The following is a 19,503-nucleotide window of genomic DNA, read 5'->3' on the forward strand; positions in this document are numbered from 1 at the left end:
CCACGCCTGCGGCCCGGCCTTCACCGCCGAGTTCCTCGCCTGGGCGCGCCCGTCCCAAGTCCACCACGACCGCCGACGCCGCTGTTTCGCAACGCATCTGGGCCTTCCCCGCCGGATATCCGGCGGCGAAGGCTTTTCTCATTCCGGTATCGCGGCAGCGCAGCGTTGTCCGATCGTCCGCAGCGCGGCAAGCACTTCGGGTGATCCGTCGACCTCGTAGTCGGCATCGATGAAGGTGATGTGTGCGGCCAAGACGTGCGGGGTGTCGCCGCCGGCATGGACGATGCAGCGGTGATCGTCGACGGGTTCGACCGCGATGCCATCCGGCATCCAGCCGACGAGGTCCGCGGCGGGCCGATGGACCGTCACCTTCGCCCGGTAGCGCAGCCGCGCGATGCGCCGACCCGCGCTGACGAAGGCAACGAGGTCGTCGGTCGGCGGTTCGCGGGGCGGGAATCGTGGGCCGGTCGGGGTTCGGGGCCGGATCCGGTCGACGCGAAAGGTGCGCCAGTCGGACCGGTCCAGGTCCCAGGCGACGAGATACCACCTGCGACCGAGGTAGACCAGTCGATGCGGCTCGGCGCTGCGGCGCTGGGCGGTGCCGTCGTGGGTGCGGTAGTCGAAGCGCAGTCGATGGTGATCGCGCACCGCCGCGGCGATCTCGGTCAGGACGACGGGATCGGCCTCGGCCCCGGAGTGACCGGGGATCACGGTGGATGCCTGCAGCGACTCGACACGGTGCCGCACTCGCGACGGCAGGACCTGATCGAGCTTGGTCAGCGCGCGCGCCGACGCCGCCTCGAATCCGGCCACCGAGCCGGGCGCCGCGCCGCCGAGCCCGAGCGCCACGGCGGCCGCCTCGTCCTCGTCCAGCAGCAACGGCGGCAGCTTCGCGCCGGGACCGAGCCGATAACCTCCGGCCGCACCGGGCGTCGAATACACCGGATAACCCAGTTCACGCAGCTTCTCGATATCTCCCCGCACGGTGCGTGGGCTCACGGCGAGCTCGTCGACCAGTTCCGGACCGGTCCAGACCGCTCGGGTCTGCAGCAGCGTCAGCAAATGCAGCAGGCGCGCCGAGGTCTTGATCACAGATTCGAGCCTACTGCCCATTGCGGCAACTAGTTTGCCGCAATGGGAGTTTCACTCTGGGGCATGAGCAACAACACCGGCATCCAACCCTTCCGTATCGAGGTTCCGCAGGCCGACCTGGACTATCTGAACGAGCGGCTGACGCGGTTCCGATGCCCCGACCAGCTGCCCGGGCTGGGCTGGCAGCTGGGTGTGCCGACGGAGTACCTGAGCGAACTGATCGCCTACTGGCGCAGCGATTACGACTGGAACGCGCAGGAGAAGACGCTGAACGAACTGCCCCAGTTCGTCACCGAGATCGATGGGCAGCGTGTGCATTTCGTCCATGTGCGTTCGCCGGAGCCGACGGCGACACCGCTGATCATGACCCACGGCTGGCCCGGGTCGTTCGTGGAGTTCCTGGATCTGATCGGCCCGCTGACCGATCCGCGGGCACACGACGGCGATCCGGCGCACGCGTTTCACCTTGTGCTGCCGTCCATTCCGGGTTTCGGGTTCTCCGGTCCGACCACCGAGCCGGGCTGGAATATCAATCGGGTGGCGCGGGCGTGGGCGGAGCTGATGGCGCGGCTGGGCTACGAGCGCTACGGCGCGCAGGGTGGTGACTGGGGATCGGGGATTTCCCAGGAGCTGGCCCGGATCGCGCCCGAGCAGGTGATCGGCGTACACGTGAACTACCTGACGACCTTCCCGTCGGGCATGCCGGGCGAGCTCGACGATCTCGGCCCCGAGGATCATCGGCGACTGGGATTGCTCGAAAGGTTCCAGGGGGATTTCGGCGGATACATGGCGATCCAGTCGACCCGGCCGCAGACGCTGGCTTACGGTCTCGCCGATTCGCCCGTGGGTCAATTGGCTTGGATCGTGGAGAAATTCAAGGAGTGGACCGACAGCGTGGAGCGGCCGGAGGACGCGGTCGACCGCGATCGGATGCTCACCAATGTGATGCTGTACTGGTTGACCAACACCGCGGCGTCCGCGGCCCGGTTCTATTACGAGTTCGCTCAGAACATGGCCCGGGGGGACTACCCGTCGCGGGTGGAGGTGCCGATGGGTGTGGCGGTGTTCCCGAAGGACATCGTGCTGCCGATTCGCGCGCTCGCCGAACGCGGCGCCAACATCGTGCACTGGAGCGAGTTCGACCGCGGTGGCCACTTCGCCGCGCTCGAACAGCCCACCCTGCTCGTCGACGATATTCGCACCTTCTTCGACGCGCTGCGCGGCTAGGGCCTGGTTGCAGACGAGCAACCTGACAGCAATGCTGGGTGTCGCCGCTGGCTTCACCGTCCCGTTCAACACCGGATTGGAGATCATGCGTTTCCGTATCGGACGTACTCCCGCACCGACCGACCGGGCCGAGCCCGGTGCGGCCGAGCCCGGCGAGCGTGGACGGTGGGGCGCGAGCGCGCCGAAGCGTCGGCCGCGCATGTCGGTGACCGGCGCCCGGCAGGCCGGGCGGCAGCGTCGCCCGCGGGTGGCGACGGCCGAGCAGCGGCGCGATATCGCGCTGCTGCTGCGCGGGAGCATCTACTCGGACGTGTCGCCGTCACCGACCGCGACCGGGGAGGAATATTCGCCCCGCCAGGTCATCGACTTCTGCCTGGACCTGGGCGAGGTGATGCTGTCCTCGGGCGCCGACGCGCGCAGTGTGGAAGTGGCGATCGTCGCGGTGTCGGCGACCTGGAATCTGGCGGCCGTCGAACTCGACTTTCCCGGATCGTCGATCCACATGGTGTACTCCGTCCCCGACGAGCCGACCGTCGCCGGATTGCGGGCCGTGCGCGATACGGGCGCCGATCTGCACCGGCTCAACAACGTGTACGGCGTCGTCGACGACATCGTCGGGCACCGGACCGATATGACCCAGGCCAGTCGGCGACTCGTCGAGGAGATGCGATCGGGCCCACGGTGGCCCTATCGCGTCGTCGCGGGCGCCATGGGCGTTCTCGGCGTCGTCGTCGCACTGCAGGCGGGCGGGACCTACTGGTCGGCCGTGGGCACCTTCGCTCTGATGTTCGTGCTGATGTACCTCGGGAAGGTGCTCGGGAGACGTTATCTGCCAACATTTTTCGTCGCCGTCGCGCAAATGGCGGTAGCGACGACGGTCGGCAGCGTGGCGATCACCTACAGTCCGATCGACCCGGGCGAGGCGGCCAGTATGGTCGCCGCATGTGTGGTGCTGCTGCTGCCCCACCCGGCGATCGTCGCGGCGGCGCAGGACGCGATATCCGGATTTCGGAGCCTGGCCCTGGTCCGTGGCCTGGGCATCGGCCTGGTGGTGCTCGGCATGGTCACCGGCATCCAGACCGGCTTGGCGGTGACCCGCTGGGTGAATCTCGAGGTCGATCCGTCCTCGATCCAGTTGACCGGCCTGACGCCGTGGTGGGCGCTGCTCGCCTCGGCGGTCGCCGCCGCGGCGAATGCCTTCGCGCAGGGCGCCACCGCGCGGGTGGTGCCGATCTCCATGGCCGCGGCGGTGTTCACCCAGATCATCGTGCAGCTGTGCGCGCGGGCGCATCTCGGTCTGCAGTTGTCGTTGATGCTCGGCGCGGCCATCCTCGGCGCCATCAGCACCTGGACGGCCGCCCGACTACGAATCTCCTCGGCATCGATCATCGTTCCGGCATTCTGCGGCGCCCTGCTGCCCTCGCTGGCCGTCGCGCATTCCCTGTTGAGGTTCATCGGACATGCGCCGGGATCGGGGGTGTCGTTCGCGTTCGCGGTGCTCACGACGCTGGCGATCGGCGCGGGACTGGTCCTGGGCAGTTTCGTGGCTACCGGCGGGGCGCGTCGCATGGTCGGGCGAACCCGGATCCGCTCGGCGAGCCTGGACACCGAGCCGCGACCGACCGCCCCGGAGGCCGACGCGCAATCGGATTCGTGACGCTGCCCGGCGATCAGGGCAGGACGAGACAGGCCGAGCCCGTATTGATTCCGTTGCCGACCTGCACCGTCAGCACCGGACCACCCGCGGAGGTTTGGTAGGCCATGATCGCGTGCGTCCCCGGCTGCGTCGGGGTCCACCGGACGGTGGCCACTCCGTCGACCGTATCGACATAGTGCCCCGGCGAGAAGGTGGCGGCCTGGGTGAAGTCGTAGAACGACACCTTCCCCGCCGTATTCGTCCGCGCGGTCAGGGTGTAGGAACACGTCGTCCCGTACCGCGACGACGGCCCCCAGCTGGCCCCCGGATCGATGCTCAGATTCGTCACATCGGCCGCCGCACCGGGCGCGACGGCGATCATCAGCCCCGCGGAAGCGGCGAGAACTACGGGCGAGGCGAACCGGACCATGATCGAACCCCCTTGTGCCACTACAGGTTTGGTCCCGGGGGTTATAGGTTACGCCGTCGCGGCCCCGATGGCAGCGAGCTCGGCCGGTTCGGCCGGATCCGCTCGCCCGGCAGCGCGCCGCAGGTATACAGCCAGGCGGCCCCGGCGATCAGCAGCAGGATTGTGCCGAGCGCCGACAGGCCGGGCACGCCGGTGGCGACCGCGGCGGCGCGTACCGCCACCGCGGTCATACCCAGCGGGAAGACCGTCGCCCACCGCCGGATGTCGTGGTCGGGGCGGGGGCGGACGATCTCGGCGAGCAGCAGGAGCACATAGCCGATCAGATCGAGCGCCACCAGGGCCAGGGTGAACACGCGCAGCGCCTGCTGCGCGCCGCCGGTCCAGTGGTCCGCACCGAGCAGTTCGGCGGCGGCCAGGGCCGAGATCGCCAGGGCACCGGCGGCCACCCACTGATCGCCCCGGCCGGTCCACACCTGGCGCAGATCGAAGCGGGCGAACGCCGCGGCGGCGAGCCCGACCCCGCCGCACCAGAAGACCAGGCCCACCCAGTCCAGCCAGCGCGCCCGCTCGGCGCTCGCCAGCGTGAGCGCCAGCACCGCGATGCCCTGGGTGCAGACGCACACCAGAAAGGCCGCTCCCGGGATGCGCGCCCCGCCGTGCCGGATCACGAAGGTGAGCAGCAGCGGCCAGACCGCGATCGCGAGCAGCAGCGCCGCCCCGGCCGCGACCGGCCAGCCCGCCAGCGCCAGGCCGGCGCCCAGGACCGTGGTGGCGGCCACGGCGGTGAGGGCGGGTGGGCTGTCGGCCGCGCCGCGCCAGCGTTGCCGATCACTCAGCAGTCGCAGGGCGAAGTCGGCGGCCAGCAGCAGCCAGGCCCCACCCGCGAGCACCAGCCCGATCGCCGACAGCGGCTCGAGCCCGATCGGACGCAGTCCGATCGAGAGCGTCGCGGTGGCCATGACGAACCATCCGGCCGCCGGAGGCAGATCGCGCCACCATCGCTGTGCCACCGGCTCAGTGTAGGAGCAACCGCGGCGCGATCGGTCCTATGTTCACCAGCGGGTCACCCGGGCCGGGTATCGTCCTGTGGTCGCGCCCGGTACGGCGGCGGCTGACGCGCTCGAATCGATTGCACCCCTTATGGATTGAAAGAAATCGCGCAACCCCTTGGCGCAGCTTTACTTATCCTTTACCCTCGAACCCGTAAGTCCGCTTCGATCAGAGGATGCTTCATGAACGACGTGATCAAGGTCTTGGCTCAGGACTCGAACTGGGAGAAGTGGGTGGCGGCGAATTCGTCGGCGTCCGCCAAGGACGGCTGCATCTCCAAGTCGGGTTGCATCTCCAAGGCCGGCTGCATCTCCTAGCGCGACCCGCGGGCCGGGCCGTCGCGGCGGTCCGGCCTCGCTCGCGATCTCATCATGCAGACACTTCCCGCCGCCCGCCCGCTCCCGGCCGCCTTCGTCGAGGCGACCCGCGACATCCCCTTCTACCGCGATCAGGCCGCGCTCAACTCGTACCCGATCATCACCAAGGCCGATCTGGCGCAGTCGTTTCCGGAGTCGTTCCTGACCCCCCGCGTCCGCTCCGCATTGGATTCCGGTGCGGCACAGTACGTCTGGTCCACCGGCACCAATCACGCCCGGATGCAGCTGATCCGGCCGCCGCTGTTCCTGCTGAAGACCTACTACGCGGTCTGGCGCGACCATCCCGAGATCGGCCACACCTTCGCCGCCGGGGTCCCCCGGGTGTCGGTGACAACCCGCCTGGCCACCGATCATGTGGCCCGGGTCAACGAGTCCCGCGGCGGCGACCCCACCGACATCGCGCGGCGCTGGCTCGACGAGCGCACCTGTTACGTCAATCAGGAGCTCGACCCCGCGCTCTGGTCGGCCGCCGCCGTCGACCGGATGCTCGCCGAGATCGATCTGGTCCGCCACGAAAAGGGCGGCGGCCGTTACCATCTGGACTGCTCGTCGTACCACGCGGTGTACCTGCTGCGCGCAGCGGGCGAGCGGCTGTCCCATCCGGTCAGCGCGATCCATGGCTACGAGTTCACCCCGCGCAACGTCCGGCGCTATCTGCTCGACCGGCTGAACTGCCCGGTCGTCGAGCTGTTCGGCAGCACCGAACTGGGCTACCTCTACTACGGCGACACCGCCGGGCGCTACCGTCCCCACCTGGACGGCATGGAGGTGGAGTTGCAGCCGATTCCCGGCAGCCGCGGCATCCACAGCCTGGTGGTGTCGAGTATCCGCAATCCTTACATGCCGCTGCTGCGCTACAACACCGGCGACTGCGTGCACACCCACGACGGCTCGGGCGATCCGGACCAGATCGCGCGCTTCTGCGGCCGCGAGAAGGAACTGCTCGTCACCGACGGCGCGATCACCTCACAGGCCGAACTCGACGATGTGGTAGCCGAGACCGATCCGCGCATCTTCGTCTACCAGCTGCGCGTGCAGGGTTCCGAGGCCGTGCTGGCCTACACCACCTTCGACGGCTCACCGCTGGATCGCGCCGCGGCCAAGGCGCTCGGCACCGCCGCGTCGGATCGCACGCGACTGGTCGTGACCGCCGCCCACCGGGAGCACATCCCGATCGGGCCCTCCGGAAAATATGCCTGGCTGGTGCGCTGAAGGAGCATGCAGATGACCGAACGTGACGTACTCGGCGACCTCTATGAGGAAACGGTCCGATACACCCAGCACCACAACGAGACCGACGAGGACACCGCCCGCGTGCAGGTCCGCGAGGCCGTCCGCTACCTCACGCTGGTCTCGGCCCACCCCGGCGAGCTGGGCGGGCTGTTCCTGCCGGTCGAACAGCAGATCGACGAGGTCTGGCACTATCTGATCCTGCAGACCCGCGAATACCTCGACCTGTGCGAAAACCGGCTTCCCGGAGGGCATTTCATCCACCATCGCTCGATCTCCTACGGCGACTACGGTCAGCGGCAGTCCCGCGAGGCGATGCTCGAGCAGTCGCTGCGCTGGATTCCGCTGTACTGCGGCCGATTCGGCGACTTCGATGCCGAGGGCGCGCGATGGTGGACGATGGTCCGATTCCTGCACGAGGAGATGGGCTACTCGCTGAGCCAAATCTCGGCGTTACAGCCCGCCCACGCCAGCGACGGCCGCTGAGCGCGGCGCGATGCCATAATCCTCGCCGAACCAGATCCAGTCGGGGTTCTGGGTGTAGGAGTCGATCCGCTGGGTGACGCTGCGCCGTGACGTGGGCCAGGGGTCGCCGTAGGTGACGGTGTTCGCGTCCACGTCGTAACCGTAGATCACCTGCGCATGCCCGCCACCGGCGGTCCAGGCGATGCCGGTGAGGATCGGGCGGTTCGCCGCGATCTCGTCGACGACCTTGGCCATCGACAGGGGTGCGCCCACGGCGGCGTCGAAGCCGATGGCGCGGAAGGCCGACGCGATCTGTTCCAGCGAGGCGGAGCGATCGGGACAACCGCCCCCGGCGTCGCTGCCGTGCACCAGCTTGCAGTAGTCGGTCTGGGTGATCGGGCGGTGCAGATAGGTGGCGATCGATGATCCGTCGGCCGCCCAGCACCATTGGTCGGCGCGCTGTATCTGCTGCAGATATGGCAGGGTCCGCGCGCCGAAGACGCCCGAGCGGGGCTCGGGAACCCGCGGAAGTTCCGGTGTGACAACCAGACCGTTCGATCGGCCGGGCGCGGGCGGGGCGGGATCGGCGGCCGCGACGCCGTTGACCGCGGGGGCCAGCATTACCGCCGCGAGGCAGCATACGAGTTTCCGCTTCAACCCCACGCCTCGTCCTTCCCGCGAATTCTTTCGGACGTTATACCCGGATTCGATACGGCCGCAACTCGAACGGGAAAAGTCACAGCGACCCTCGACCCAAAGATTCGGCGGGACTTTTTCATTGACCGGACATCCGGCGTGTGTCACACTTTCGAGTCATTCCATTCGGAAGCACTTGTTCGCTTTCTACGGGCCGCTTTTCGGACCTGTTCCGCGCAGGAGGAACCGTGCAGTATCAACGCTTGTCCGCCGCACTGGCATTCGCGATGGGACTCGGTCTGGTCTCGGCCGCCACCGCGCACGCCGCCCCCGCCCCCGCCCCCGAGACCAAGCACCACGCGTTCGGGCTCGATCGCGGGGCCGCCCGCGCGAGCCTGGACCGGGACACCAGCGTGGGGACCACGCTGCCGGTGCAGGTCGGCGCGGTCGGCGCACCTCCGGCGTCGTACTCGCTACAGCAATACGCCCTGCCCGCGGGCGATCAGGGCCCGGTCGGCTCGTGCGTCACCTGGGCGACCGGTTATACCGGCTACGGCGTGCTGATGAACGAGCAGCAGATCGGCGGCGGGCCGCAGGCGCCCATGTTCATCTACTCCCAGATCGCCCAGGGCAACGACACCGGCACCTACGCCGGGGTGGCGCTGCCGCTGGAACAGCAGCAGGGCATCGACACCAAATCCGATTACTGGCAGGGCGATTTCGACTACACCACCCAGCCCGACGCCGCCGAACGCGCCAACGCCGCGCACTTCAAGCTCTCCGGCGCCAAGGATCTCACCAAGGGCGATATCGTCACCAACATCAAGAAGGCCATTGCCGCGGGCCTGCCCGTCCCGATCGGATTCGATGTCCGGGAAAGCTTCCAGGACCTGGACGCGAACAATTCCAACTACGACCCCTCCCCCGGCGAGCGAATCCTGGGCGGCCACGAGGTCACCATCATCGCCTACGACGCCAAGGGCGTGACCCTGGAGAACTCCTGGGGAAGCGGCTGGGGCAAGAACGGCTTCTTCACCGCCCCCTGGTCGTTCATCATCGGCGGCGACGTCAACGAAATCCATTCGATGGGCCGCCTGATTCCGGCCTGATCGATGGCGATAAGGCTCGCATACCTCACAGATCAGGTGGTAGTCCCCTGGCAAGTGAGGTTCCGAGCAGTACCGACACGAGGAGGTTCAATCATGGCGTTCACCAATCGATCCACCGCCCGACTGGCCGTCGGCGGCGCGCTGGCGGCGGGCCTGATCGCGAGCGGCGGCGCGCTGGCCAGCGCCGAACCGGTCACCGATCAGGAGGCCCTCGACCTCGCTCGCCAGACCCTGATGGGTGCGACGGTGGAATCGGTGGAGATCGACACCTCCGACGGCACACCCAAGTGGGAGGTCGACATCAGGACCCGCGACGGCGGCGCCTACGAGGCCCAGGTCGACGCCCGCACCGGCACGGTGCTGTCGATCGACCGCGACAGCGACTGATCACTCGACCAGATCCACTCGATGATCGCGGCCACCGGTGCGTTCCCGTCCGTCGAGCACCGTGCCGACCAGGATCGCACCGGTCGCGCCGTAGGTGGGCGGGGCCGATCGGGGACCGGCTCGACCCCGTATGCGCCGATGCTCCGGCCCTGAACCGAGGCGTCCGGATGGCCTCGAAATCGATGCCTCCGTGATCATTCGCGCTCATGTCCGGGCGGCTCCCCGACCACGGCCGCAACCGACTTCGAGCCATCACTGTCCCGGATACTTCTCCCACGCCGGTATCAGGCACGCATCCGCATCACCTCGAACCCCTCAGTCGCGAGTTTCGCGTCGCCTTGGCCGGCTGTACCCACCGAATGAAACGCCCACATGGGCGACTTTGCCCAATTCTGTTGCCCCACAGTTCATCTGACACACTCTTTTTGTTGGGCGGATTCGACCACCGCCCGAAAGGGCGCGCCTTAGCATGGTCCGATAGTCAATTCTCCTGCGGCAGTAGGGATTCAGCGCCATGGAGAGGGACCTCTGTCGAAGAGGGGCGATGAGGAGGGCATCATGAGATCCAGCCAACAGCAGCAGGGACGCACTCGACGGCGATGGACCGGCATCGTCCGGACCGTCGCCGTCCTCGCGACAATCACCGTGCTCGCTGTCGATCCCGCGGGTGCATCGGAAACCGGGGCGGCTACGTCGGCCGTTGCCAGTATTTCGAAAAGGGTTGGATCACGTGGAATACCGGCTCCTTGACCGATAAGAACAACTCGGTGGACGCCGCCTACCGGCGGATGACAATAAAATCGAAATCCAAATACACCTCGGCCGTGGATACCGCCATCGGCACCTGGAACGGCTTGGGACGCATCAAACTCACCAACGATATCCCCGCTGGCACCGAAGAAGATCTCGAAGTCACCGACATTTCCAAATCGGATGTTTCCTGGGAAGGGCTGTACACCATAGGGGGCACCCACGACGGGGTGTGGTTCAACACGCACTTCATGGACAAGAACAGTGCGGCAGAGAACCAGCACGTCGCGACCCACGAGTTCGGACACGCGCTGGGACTCAACCACAGCTGCCAGTACCAGATGATGACCGCCTATACCGACGACAACACCAAGCTCGGCCCGATCGACATCGACTCGTACCGCCAACTGTGGGGATAGCCAATGAACACACAACCGATCTGGAAGGCGGCCGCAGCTGTCCTCATGTCAGCGGCGGCATGCACAGTACTCACGGCGTGCGGGCCGACCCCGAACACCTTCGACCCGGGAGTGCAAACCAGGGTGGTCGAGCCTTCCTGGGCATTCGACCCTGGTGACCAGCGCCAGCTCGCAGGCTGGGCGGATGCGGTCTTCGTCGGGACCGTCATGGAGAAATCCGGCACGGATTCCCGTATGCCCGCACTGCCCGAAACACAGTTCCGAGTCAAGGTCGTCGAGACATTGAAGGGGAATCCAACCGAGTCCGTCACGGTCAACCAGCAAGGTGGATATGTCGCGGGCAAGGGCGAACTCGTGCTCGTCTACAACGATCAAATGATCTCTGTCGGTAAGAGCTATCTTTTCGCAACCAGATATCTAGCCGAGAAGAACTGGTACACCGTGGCCCCCCGCATCGGGGACGTCGAATTGACCCCAGCGGAGCTCCAGGCAGTGGAGTCGTCATTGCGCACCCGTAGTTCCGAACCGGAAATCGTTCGGAGAATGCGGGACTCCATCACCAACCAGGTACCGCTCGGAGACAAACGCGAGCCTGAGACGCCAGTGACTCCCTCGACACCACCCCCATCCGCACCCATTACCCCACCATCACCGGACACCGCGCCACGCACTCCCTCCATGTCACCGTCGACGACGGCTGGGCGCTGAAGCCACTGGGCGCGAAGTGTTTCGGCGCGGCGAAGCCGTTTCCTATCAGGCGAGTTACAAGCTACGCGAGATGATCTCCTTCATGATCTCGCTGGTGCCGCCGTAGATGCGGTTCACGCGGGAGCCGGTGTACATGTGGGCGATCGGGTACTCCATCATGTAGCCGTAGCCGCCGAATAGTTGCAGGCAGCGGTCCACGACCTTGTCTGCGGTTTCGGCGGCGAACAGTTTGGCCATCGAGGCGGTGGCCGGGTCGTTCTTGCCGTCGATGTACTGCGCGATCGCGTAGTCGACCAAGGTTTTGATGGCCAGCGCCTCGGTCTTCACCTCGGCGAGGGTGAAGGCGTTGTGCTGGAACTTGCCGATCGGGCGCCCGAACGCCTCCCGCTCGCGGGAATACCGCAGCGCCTCCAGCACCGCCGCCTCGGCCAGCGCCGAGCACAGGCTGGCGATGATCAGCCGCTCCCGGGCCAACTGCTCCATGAGCTGGTAGAAGCCCAGACCCTCCTGCGCGCCGAGCAGATTCGCCACCGGCACGCGCATATCGGAGAAGAACAGCTCGCGGGTGTCCTGCGCGTGCTGGCCCATCTTCGCCAGCACCCGCCCGCGCTCGAAGCCGGGCAGATCCTTCGTCTCGGCCACGATCAGCGAGACCCCCGCCGCGCCCTGGGACGGGTCGGTCTTGGCGACGATCACCAGCAGATCGCAGTGGGTTCCGTTGGAGATGAACGTCTTCGAGCCGTTGATGACGTAGTGATCACCCTCGCGGATCGCGGTGGTGCGCACCGATTGCAGATCCGATCCGGTGCCCGGCTCGGTCATGGCGATGGCCAGGACCAGCTCACCGCTGATGATGCCCGGCAGCCACTTGGCGCGCTGCTCGTCGTTGCCGTACTTCCAGATGTAGTGCGACACGATCGGCGAGTGCACCGAGAAGCCGAAGCCGTTGTCGTGGGCGTAGACCAGCTCCTCCTGCACCACCGCCTGCAGCCCGAAATCCCCGCCCGCGCCGCCGAATTCCTCCGGCAGATCCAGGCCGAGCAGACCGGCGTCACCGGCCTTGTTCCAGAATTCGCGATCGACCATGTGCTGGGCCGACCAGCGTTCCCGATTCGGCGCGATCTCCTTGCGGAAGAATTCGGCGGCATGCTTGCGCAGCTCGCGGTGCTGATCGGTCTCCCAGGTCGGGCGGTAGTCGGGGAACAGTGCGGACATCGGTGGCTACCTTCCGGAGTCGGTTCGAATGCCGTTGAGCGGCAGGTCTTCTCGGGCGGCGATCGCCTCGAGTTCGGCAATGGTCCGATCGGCGAACGCCTTCGCGAAGCCCTCGTGGCTGCCGTCGACGCCGAAGACCGCCAGGGCGCCGGTGAAGAAATGCGGTTCGATCGCGCCCAGGGCCACGAAACCGTCGGCGCATTCGTAGATGCCATAGCCGGGGAAGGCGCCGCCGAGCACGGCTCCGACACCGGTCAGCCGGTGCCGCACGGCCTGGCCCGCCCAGGCGGCGGCCCGTTCCAGCGCCACCCGATACGACTGTCCCGCACCGGTTTTCGACCGTGCGACGAGTGCGGCCAGGGCGGTGGCGACCGCCCGCTCGGCGCCGAGGACGTCGGCGATCGGCACGGTCGGCAGCTGCGGCGGGGTCAGTGTGCCGTGCACCGCCTGATAGTTCAGATCGTGGCCCGGGATTTCCGGATCGTCCTCGTGTCCGACGATCTCGATCAGCGACAGCCGGGGGAAACGTTCCTGCGGCCGCGCCAATCCCAGCCGGGCCAGCGCGGTCGGGCGCATCGAGGTGAGCAGCAGATTCGCGGTCGCCAGCAGCCGATCGAGTTCGGCCCGGTCACCCTCCCCCTTCACATTCAGCGTGACCACTCGCTGGCTGGCCACCAGTTCGGCGTACCAATCGGGGGCGGCGGCGGCGAGCGGATCACCGGCGGGCGGTTCCACCTTGGTGACGGTCGCGCCCAGTTCGGCCAGTCGCGCGGCGGCCAGCGGGCCGGGCAGATTCACCGCCAGCGAGACGACCTCGATACCCGTCAGGGGTCGCGTCGTTGGTACCTCCATGCAGCGAACGATACGGTTGTATAGTCATTAGGTCAACCGTAGCGTCGGCCGGGCGTCCGACCAGGTACTACTACGGCACGTAGAATCACTCGGAATCCCATGACGAGCCGAGGGGCGATGCTGAATCCACGAGCGACCAACGACGATCTGACCGCGCGGGCGCGCATTCGCAACGCCGCGATGGACCTGTTCGCCCAGTACGGCGAGTCCCGGGTCTCGCTGCGCGCGGTCGCCGCCGAGGCGGGCGTCACGCTCGGGCTGGTCCAGCATCACTTCAAGACCAAGGCCGGGCTGATCGAGGCCGTCGACCAACTGGTGGTCGACTATTTCGCCGCCGCGGTCGCCTCGATCCCGCCCACCGGCACCCCCGCCGAGGTCGCCGCCGCCCGCGACGAGGCCGTCCGCCGCATGCTCGCCGACAATCCGGCCGTCGTGAACTACGTCCGCCGCAGCGTCCTCGAACCCGCCGAAACCCGAATGCGCCTGCTCGAGGCCCTGGTGGAACTGACCCGTCGCGAGGTCGCCACCCTGCGCGAAACCGGCTTGGCCTCCACCACCCGCCGCGAATCCACGCAGATCGTGGAGGTCCTGGTCCGCCAGTTCGGCGAACTACTTCTCGCCCCGATGATCGATGCGGTCTGGCACCGCGTCGCCGGGCCCACCGATCCGCACAAGCCCCGATTATCGATCACCGTACAAGAGATCAATGATTAACTGACTCAATGAGTTTCATCGACGGCGGCGGATCGGCACCGGTCCGGCTGCGCGCGGTCGAACCGACCGATCTGCCGACGTTCTTCGACTACGAGCAGGACCCGGAGGCCGCGCGCCGGTCCCGGTTCACCCCGCGCGATCGTGCGGCGTTCCTGAGTCATTGGACCGATCGGGTACTCGCCGACCCGACCGTGTTGACACGAACCGTCACCGTCGGCGACGAGATCGCGGGCAATGTCGCGGCCTGGTGGAAGGGCGATCGACGCTACCTCGGCTACTGGTTGGGGCGACGATACTGGGGCCGCGGCGTCGGAAGCGCCATGCTCGCATTGTTTTTGCGGATCGAGACCACCCGGCCGCTGTGGGCCGATCCGTTCGCGGGCAATACCGGCTCGGTGAAGGTGCTGGAGAAGAACGGCTTTCGCCGGACCGGCTCGGAATGGGTCGGCGACGACGAATACGTCCTGCTCGTCCTGGACGGCCGCGCCCCGGGAAATGAGGGGTGGTAGCGGGGTACGGGCTCGCCCACCCCGCCGGTACGGTGATTGGGGCGGGCTCGGCGGTGATGGGAGAACGAGGTGGCCGGATTCGATCCCGAGGGTGTGCGGGTGATCGCCTGTGACATTTTCGGCACCACGGTGGACTGGTACGGCGGGGTCGCCGCGCAGGCGGCGGGGGTGTTCGCGGGCGTCGAGGTCGAGCTGGACGCCGGGATGTTCACCAATGAGTGGCGGGACATGTATCTGCCCGCGATGCGGCGGGTTCGCGAGGGCGAGCGGGAGTGGGCGTATCTGGACACCCTGCACCGGGAATCGCTGGACGCGCTGCTCGAATCGCACGGAGTCGCCGGGAAGTTCGACGACGCGGCGCGGGCGCGGCTGGTTCGCGCCTGGCATCTGCTGCCCGCCTGGCCCGAGGCCGCCGCGGGGCTGGCCCGGCTGCGGCGGCGTTATACGCTGGCCGCCCTGTCCAACGGCGGCTTCGCGCTGCTGACCCGGCTGGTCAAGGCCGCCGAACTGCCATTCGACTGCATCGTATCGGCCGAGCTGGCCCGCTCCTACAAGCCCGGCCCGGAGGTGTACCGCACGGCCGCGCGACTGCTCGACGTCGAACCCGCCGAGGTGCTCATGGTCGCCTGCCACGGCTGGGACATCGACGGCGCTCGGGCCGCGGGCCTGCGCACCGCATTCGTCGAACGCCCGCGCGAGAAGGGTCCGCGGCGCGCGGCCGATCGCGCCGCGGATACCGAAAGCGATCTGGCCGCGGGCGATTTCAACGCCCTGGCGGATCTGCTCGGCTGCTGATTCGCCGCCGGGGACGGGAGTGCGAGTCGGCGCGACTCTTCCACGTCGAATCACATTGCCCCCCTTCACTTTACGAAATTGGTACCGCAACGTTTCGGCGTACGCCAAAAAGATGGCCACGGTGACCGGTCGGTGTCCAGAATTCGGTGGTGGAGGAAAGGATGCGACCCATGCGTTACCGGCGCTCCCACGACGTGGTATTCCATTGGCACGGCAACGAATTGACCGCCGCGAATTACCGACGACGGAATTTCGTGGCGCTCGAACCCCTCGCGGCCCGGGTGCTGGGCGGATTCGGCGACTGGCGCGAGGCCGAGCGGGTCGTGCGCAGCATCCCCGACCACTCCCCCGGTCACGTCCTCGCCGTCATCGAGGCCCTGGTCGAGGCCGGCCTGCTGCACGGCGAGGACGACGACGGCGAACAGCTGTTCCGCCGGGCGTGGGGACGCTACGACGAGACTGCCCGATGCTCGACCCAGCACGACCGACCCGGATGCGACGCCCACACCCTCGCCGCACTGCTGCACTGGACCTTCGCGCCCGCGCCGAGCGGCACCTCTTACCAATTGCGTTCCTACGTAGCCGTTTTCGACGTACCCGGCGCGCATCCGGGCCTCTACCGCTACCGCCCCGAAGCACAGGTACTCCAACCCCTCCCCCGCCCCTTCGACCGCACCGCCCTGCACGAGGTGTCGCTGGGCGCGGGGGAACGGTCCGCCACTGCGTTCGCATGCTTCGTGACCGCGGCCGTCCCGCCCACGAGATACCACCGCCCCCACCGCATCGCGGTCTCGGAGGCCGTCCACCGCGCCCATACCTTCGCCGTGACCGCCACGGCCCTGGGCTTGGCCGCATGGCAGTCCGCGGCCTTCCACGACGAATTGCTCGCATCCCGGCTGGGCGCGGACGGATTCACCGAACGCGCGATCTACATGTTCGGCATCAGCTCGCCTGGAACGGCAACCGGTCGAACAGGAACCGGCTCGCGGTGATCCGCCCGTCGACGATGGTGAATGATTCCGACTCGCGCCAACGCTCAACCCGGCCTCGCCTGCTATGCCCGGCACGCGGGCGAGACGGCCTTCCGCGCCACCCGCCTGCTCGCGCTCACCTTGTCCGGCAACCGCATTCACGAGCTCGCCCATTTCCCGCCCGAACACGTCTTTTCCCGCTTCGGACTGCCGCCGGTGCATCCCGACCGCCCCTAGGCCCCGCCGGTCGCGTCGAGCGCGCGCTGCGCCTGCGGCCGCGTGCAAGCCGCCGTCTTCGCGGACCGCTGCCGACCGGCCCGGCTCAGCGCGCGTTCCGGAACACCACCCAGCGCATCGCGCAGTACATGTACACCGCCTCACAGCCCCCGGCGAGGAAGCGGGCGAGGCGATAGTCCACCCCGAGGGCCGACAGGGCGGTGGAGACGCCGAGGATGAACGCCAGGTAGTTGATCACGACCACCACGACATACACCGCGAACTGCGGGCCCACCGGGGCGTGCGAGCGAAAGTTCAGCGTGCGGTTGGCCGCATAGCTCAGCGCGAACGCGCACGCGTAGGCCACCGTCACGGCGATCGGCAGCGGCACGCCCAGGCCGGTGCGCAGCAGCGTGAGCAGCAGCAGATCGAACCCGAAGGTGGCGCTGTTGATCAGGACGAAGCCGAGGAAGGTCGGCGCGACGATCTTCGCCAGTCCGAACGGCAGCCGGGAGACCACCCATTCGCACCAGCGATGGAACTGTTCCACCGGCCGCACCCGACCGGCCCTCGCTTCGGCCCGCACCCGGCCAACCTGCCAGCGGCGGGTGTCGGCACGGTGATCGGCGGGCGAACGCCCGGGGTCAGATCAGCGCCCACGCACTGGTGAGGGCGTGCCGCAGCGCCTGTTCCATCTCATCGAACTGGGTCTGCTCGCAGATCAGCGGCGGGGCCAGCTGGATGACCGGCTCGGCGCGGTCGTCGGCGCGGCAGTGCAGTCCGGCCTCGAACAGGGCATGGGAGACGTGGCCTTTCAGGATGCGAGTGGCGTCGGCGTCGGTGAACCGCTCCTTGGTCGCCTTGTCCTTGACCAACTCGACCGCGTAGAAGAATCCGGTGCCGCGCACATCGCCCACGATCGGCAGATCGTGCAGCTTCTCCAGGGTGGTACGGAAGGCGTGCTCGTTGGCGCGCACGTGCTCGTAGAGCCCCTCCTGCTCGACGATGTCCAGATTGGCCAACGCCACCGCGCACGACACCGGATGCCCGCCGTAGGTCGAGCCGTGCAGGAAGGTCTGACCGTTGCGGAACGGCTCCATGATCCGGTCGCTGATCAGCACCGCGCCCAGCGGCGCGTAGCCGGAGGTCAACCCCTTGGCGGTGGTGATGATGTCGGGCCGGTAGCCGAATCGGTCGGCGCCGAACTCATAGCCCAGTCGCCCGAAGGCGCAGATCACCTCGTCGGAGACGAGTAGCACGTCGTGGCGATCGCAGATCTCGCGCACCCGCTGGAAATAGCCGGGCGGCGGCACGAAACATCCGCCGGTGTTCTGCACCGGCTCGAGGAACACCGCGGCCACCGTGTCCGCGCCCTCGAACACGATCGCCTCCTCGATCCGGTCCGCGGCCCAGCGGCCATAGGCCTCGTAGTCCTCGGCGTGCTCGGTGGCGCGGTAGAAGTTGGTGTGCGGCACGCGCTGGGTGCTGGGCACCAGCGGCTCGAAATCGGCCTTGGCACCGGGGATTCCGGTAATGGAGAGTGCGCCCATGGAGGTGCCGTGATAGGCCATCGAACGGCTGATCACCTTGTGCTTGGTGGGTTTTCCGGTCGCCTTGAAGTACTGGCGAATGAGTTTCCATGCGGTCTCGACGGATTCGCCACCGCTGACGGTGAAAAACACCCGATTGAGATCCCCCGGCGCGGCCGCGGCCAGCCGCTCGGCCAGTTCGATCGCGGTCGGATGCGCGTAGCCCCACAGCGGAAAGTAGGCCAGCTCCTGCATCTGACGGGCCGCGGCGGTGGCCAGTTCGGTGCGGCCGTGACCGACCTGCACAGCGAAAAGCCCTGCCAGACCGTCCAAATAGCGCCTGCCGTGCGAGTCCCAGACGTAGGCGCCCTCGCCACGCACGATCACCGGGACGTCGTCGCCGGTCATCCCGGTGTGCGAGGTGAAGTGCAGGAACAGATTGTCGCGCACGACGCGCGCGTCGCGCTGGGCCTTGCTGGGGCGTAGTTCGATGATCTCGGTCATGCGGCTCCTCGGGACGAGACGACGCCGACGCCCCGGCGCACTGTCCGGCGGGGACGCCGACGCCTCGGTTATGCCACACCGCATCCCGATATCGCAACCGAATCCGTTGCCCAATCTGTGGCTTCGCCGCGAAAAATGATGCCTTTGGCGCATCTGCCTACGGATTCCGCAGTCGGCTACCGAGCACCCCACTGATAGGTCTGCTTGCGCAACTCGAGGTACATCATGATCTCGGCGCGCGCCACCCCGGGCAGCGTGCGCAACCGGTTGGAGACAAGATCCAGCAACTCCTTGTCGTCACCGCACACCGCCTCGCACAGCACGTCGTAGCGCCCGGCGCACTCCACCACGTAGGTGATCTCGTCCATCGCCGCCAGCGCGTCCGACACCGGCCGCAGCGGCCCGTCCACCGTGATGGCGATCATGGCCTGCCGAAACAGCCCCACCTGCAGGGGATCCGAGACCGCGACGATCTGGATCACCCCCGCATCCGACAGCCGCTGCACGCGCTGACGGACCGCGGCCTCCGACAGCCCCACGGCCTTGCCGATGGCCGCGTACGGCCGCCGCCCGTCCTCCTGCAACTGGGCGATGATCTGCTTGGCGATATCGTCGAGCACGGGTGCGGACCGTGCCGATGCGGGCTCACTCATGCGTGCCATCCTGCCGCCCCCGAGGGCCG

At 67.6% G+C, this 19,503-nt stretch carries 23 protein-coding genes; 14 read left to right on the top strand and 9 right to left on the bottom strand.

The annotated features are described in order from the left end of the window. Positions 1 to 138 precede the first annotated feature (138 nt). Positions 139 to 1,092, bottom strand: coding sequence for a transcriptional regulator (locus tag NDR87_RS02995; protein ID WP_251908899.1), 954 nt, complete (start codon positions 1,090 to 1,092; stop codon positions 139 to 141). A 63-nt stretch (positions 1,093 to 1,155) separates the two neighbouring features. Between NDR87_RS02995 and NDR87_RS03000 the strand changes: the two genes are divergently transcribed. Together NDR87_RS03000 and NDR87_RS03005 are read left to right on the top strand one after the other, a co-directional pair. Continuing rightward, a complete protein-coding gene (locus NDR87_RS03000) occupies positions 1,156 to 2,319 on the top strand; it encodes an epoxide hydrolase family protein (protein ID WP_251908898.1) in 1,164 nt (387 codons plus the stop codon). Between the two features lie 31 nt (positions 2,320 to 2,350). Further along, positions 2,351 to 3,976, top strand: a complete 1,626-nt coding sequence (locus NDR87_RS03005; RefSeq protein WP_251908897.1) for a threonine/serine exporter ThrE family protein — start codon at positions 2,351 to 2,353, stop codon at positions 3,974 to 3,976. Between the two features lie 13 nt (positions 3,977 to 3,989). Here NDR87_RS03005 and NDR87_RS03010 read toward each other — a convergent pair whose 3' ends face one another. Both NDR87_RS03010 and NDR87_RS03015 read right to left on the bottom strand, forming a co-directional pair. Then, positions 3,990 to 4,385 carry a hypothetical protein gene (locus tag NDR87_RS03010; protein ID WP_251908896.1) on the bottom strand — a complete coding sequence of 132 codons (396 nt, stop codon included), beginning with the start codon at positions 4,383 to 4,385 and terminating at the stop codon, positions 3,990 to 3,992. Between the two features lie 41 nt (positions 4,386 to 4,426). Beyond that, positions 4,427 to 5,395: a hypothetical protein gene (locus tag NDR87_RS03015; RefSeq protein WP_251908895.1), complete on the bottom strand. Its 969-nt coding sequence runs from the start codon at positions 5,393 to 5,395 to the stop codon at positions 4,427 to 4,429. Positions 5,396 to 5,617: 222 nt separating this feature from the next. Here NDR87_RS03015 and NDR87_RS37130 point away from each other — a divergent pair, with 222 nt between their 5' ends. The 3 genes from NDR87_RS37130 to NDR87_RS03025 are packed head-to-tail and all read left to right on the top strand — an operon-like array spanning position 5,618 to position 7,528. Beyond that, the gene (locus tag NDR87_RS37130; protein WP_286012945.1) at positions 5,618 to 5,752 is read left to right on the top strand and encodes a hypothetical protein; all 135 of its coding nucleotides are present in this window, start codon (positions 5,618 to 5,620) and stop codon (positions 5,750 to 5,752) included. A gap of 54 nt (positions 5,753 to 5,806) precedes the next feature. Next, a complete protein-coding gene (locus tag NDR87_RS03020; RefSeq protein WP_251908894.1) occupies positions 5,807 to 7,024 on the top strand; it encodes a hypothetical protein in 1,218 nt (405 codons plus the stop codon). 12 nt (positions 7,025 to 7,036) lie between these two features. After that, positions 7,037 to 7,528: a hypothetical protein gene (locus NDR87_RS03025; RefSeq protein WP_251908893.1), complete on the top strand. Its 492-nt coding sequence runs from the start codon at positions 7,037 to 7,039 to the stop codon at positions 7,526 to 7,528. Here the strand turns inward: NDR87_RS03025 and NDR87_RS03030 are convergent. Then, positions 7,496 to 8,170 (bottom strand): papain-like cysteine protease family protein, encoded by a 675-nt coding sequence (locus tag NDR87_RS03030; RefSeq protein ID WP_251908892.1) that lies wholly within the window; start codon positions 8,168 to 8,170, stop codon positions 7,496 to 7,498. The genes NDR87_RS03025 and NDR87_RS03030 overlap by 33 nt on opposite strands. A 221-nt stretch (positions 8,171 to 8,391) precedes the next feature. Between NDR87_RS03030 and NDR87_RS37635 the strand changes: the two genes are divergently transcribed. From NDR87_RS37635 to NDR87_RS03050, 4 genes are all read left to right on the top strand, one after another. Next, entirely contained in the window at positions 8,392 to 9,252 is an 861-nt protein-coding gene (locus tag NDR87_RS37635; RefSeq protein WP_251908891.1) for a C1 family peptidase, read from the top strand. Between the two features lie 93 nt (positions 9,253 to 9,345). Further along, a complete protein-coding gene (locus NDR87_RS03040; protein WP_251908890.1) occupies positions 9,346 to 9,639 on the top strand; it encodes a PepSY domain-containing protein in 294 nt (97 codons plus the stop codon). Between the two features lie 767 nt (positions 9,640 to 10,406). Beyond that, positions 10,407 to 10,808 carry a M57 family metalloprotease gene (locus NDR87_RS03045; RefSeq protein ID WP_251908889.1) on the top strand — a complete coding sequence of 134 codons (402 nt, stop codon included), beginning with the start codon at positions 10,407 to 10,409 and terminating at the stop codon, positions 10,806 to 10,808. 3 nt (positions 10,809 to 10,811) lie between these two features. Next, a complete protein-coding gene (locus NDR87_RS03050) occupies positions 10,812 to 11,516 on the top strand; it encodes a hypothetical protein (protein ID WP_251908888.1) in 705 nt (234 codons plus the stop codon). Positions 11,517 to 11,570: 54 nt separating this feature from the next. On the opposite strand, the gene NDR87_RS03055 is transcribed toward NDR87_RS03050, so the two are convergent. Further along, positions 11,571 to 12,731, bottom strand: coding sequence for an acyl-CoA dehydrogenase family protein (locus tag NDR87_RS03055; RefSeq protein WP_251908887.1), 1,161 nt, complete (start codon positions 12,729 to 12,731; stop codon positions 11,571 to 11,573). Between the two features lie 6 nt (positions 12,732 to 12,737). Further along, positions 12,738 to 13,583, bottom strand: a complete 846-nt coding sequence (locus tag NDR87_RS03060) for a CoA transferase (RefSeq protein WP_251908886.1) — start codon at positions 13,581 to 13,583, stop codon at positions 12,738 to 12,740. A 117-nt stretch (positions 13,584 to 13,700) separates the two neighbouring features. Between NDR87_RS03060 and NDR87_RS03065 the strand changes: the two genes are divergently transcribed. The 5 genes from NDR87_RS03065 to NDR87_RS03085 all read left to right on the top strand — a co-directional run bounded on the left by NDR87_RS03065 (position 13,701) and on the right by NDR87_RS03085 (position 16,809). After that, positions 13,701 to 14,297, top strand: a complete 597-nt coding sequence (locus NDR87_RS03065) for a TetR/AcrR family transcriptional regulator (RefSeq protein ID WP_251908885.1) — start codon at positions 13,701 to 13,703, stop codon at positions 14,295 to 14,297. 8 nt (positions 14,298 to 14,305) lie between these two features. Beyond that, entirely contained in the window at positions 14,306 to 14,806 is a 501-nt protein-coding gene (locus NDR87_RS03070) for a GNAT family N-acetyltransferase (RefSeq protein WP_251908884.1), read from the top strand. 69 nt (positions 14,807 to 14,875) lie between these two features. Beyond that, a complete protein-coding gene (locus NDR87_RS03075; protein WP_251908883.1) occupies positions 14,876 to 15,601 on the top strand; it encodes a haloacid dehalogenase type II in 726 nt (241 codons plus the stop codon). Between the two features lie 170 nt (positions 15,602 to 15,771). Further along, the gene (locus tag NDR87_RS03080) at positions 15,772 to 16,593 is read left to right on the top strand and encodes a hypothetical protein (protein WP_251908882.1); all 822 of its coding nucleotides are present in this window, start codon (positions 15,772 to 15,774) and stop codon (positions 16,591 to 16,593) included. Positions 16,594 to 16,614: 21 nt separating this feature from the next. After that, positions 16,615 to 16,809, top strand: a complete 195-nt coding sequence (locus tag NDR87_RS03085; RefSeq protein ID WP_251908881.1) for a hypothetical protein — start codon at positions 16,615 to 16,617, stop codon at positions 16,807 to 16,809. Between the two features lie 85 nt (positions 16,810 to 16,894). Here NDR87_RS03085 and NDR87_RS03090 read toward each other — a convergent pair whose 3' ends face one another. The 3 genes from NDR87_RS03090 to NDR87_RS03100 form a co-directional block, all read right to left on the bottom strand. Continuing rightward, positions 16,895 to 17,338 carry a GtrA family protein gene (locus NDR87_RS03090; protein ID WP_251908880.1) on the bottom strand — a complete coding sequence of 148 codons (444 nt, stop codon included), beginning with the start codon at positions 17,336 to 17,338 and terminating at the stop codon, positions 16,895 to 16,897. Positions 17,339 to 17,432: 94 nt separating this feature from the next. Beyond that, entirely contained in the window at positions 17,433 to 18,821 is a 1,389-nt protein-coding gene (locus NDR87_RS03095; RefSeq protein ID WP_251908879.1) for an aspartate aminotransferase family protein, read from the bottom strand. A gap of 176 nt (positions 18,822 to 18,997) precedes the next feature. Further along, entirely contained in the window at positions 18,998 to 19,474 is a 477-nt protein-coding gene (locus NDR87_RS03100) for an Lrp/AsnC family transcriptional regulator (protein WP_251908878.1), read from the bottom strand. Between the last annotated feature and the right edge of the window lie 29 nt (positions 19,475 to 19,503).

Source organism: Nocardia sp. CDC159, assembly GCF_023740735.1.
GTDB lineage: Bacteria > Actinomycetota > Actinomycetes > Mycobacteriales > Mycobacteriaceae > Nocardia > Nocardia pulmonis.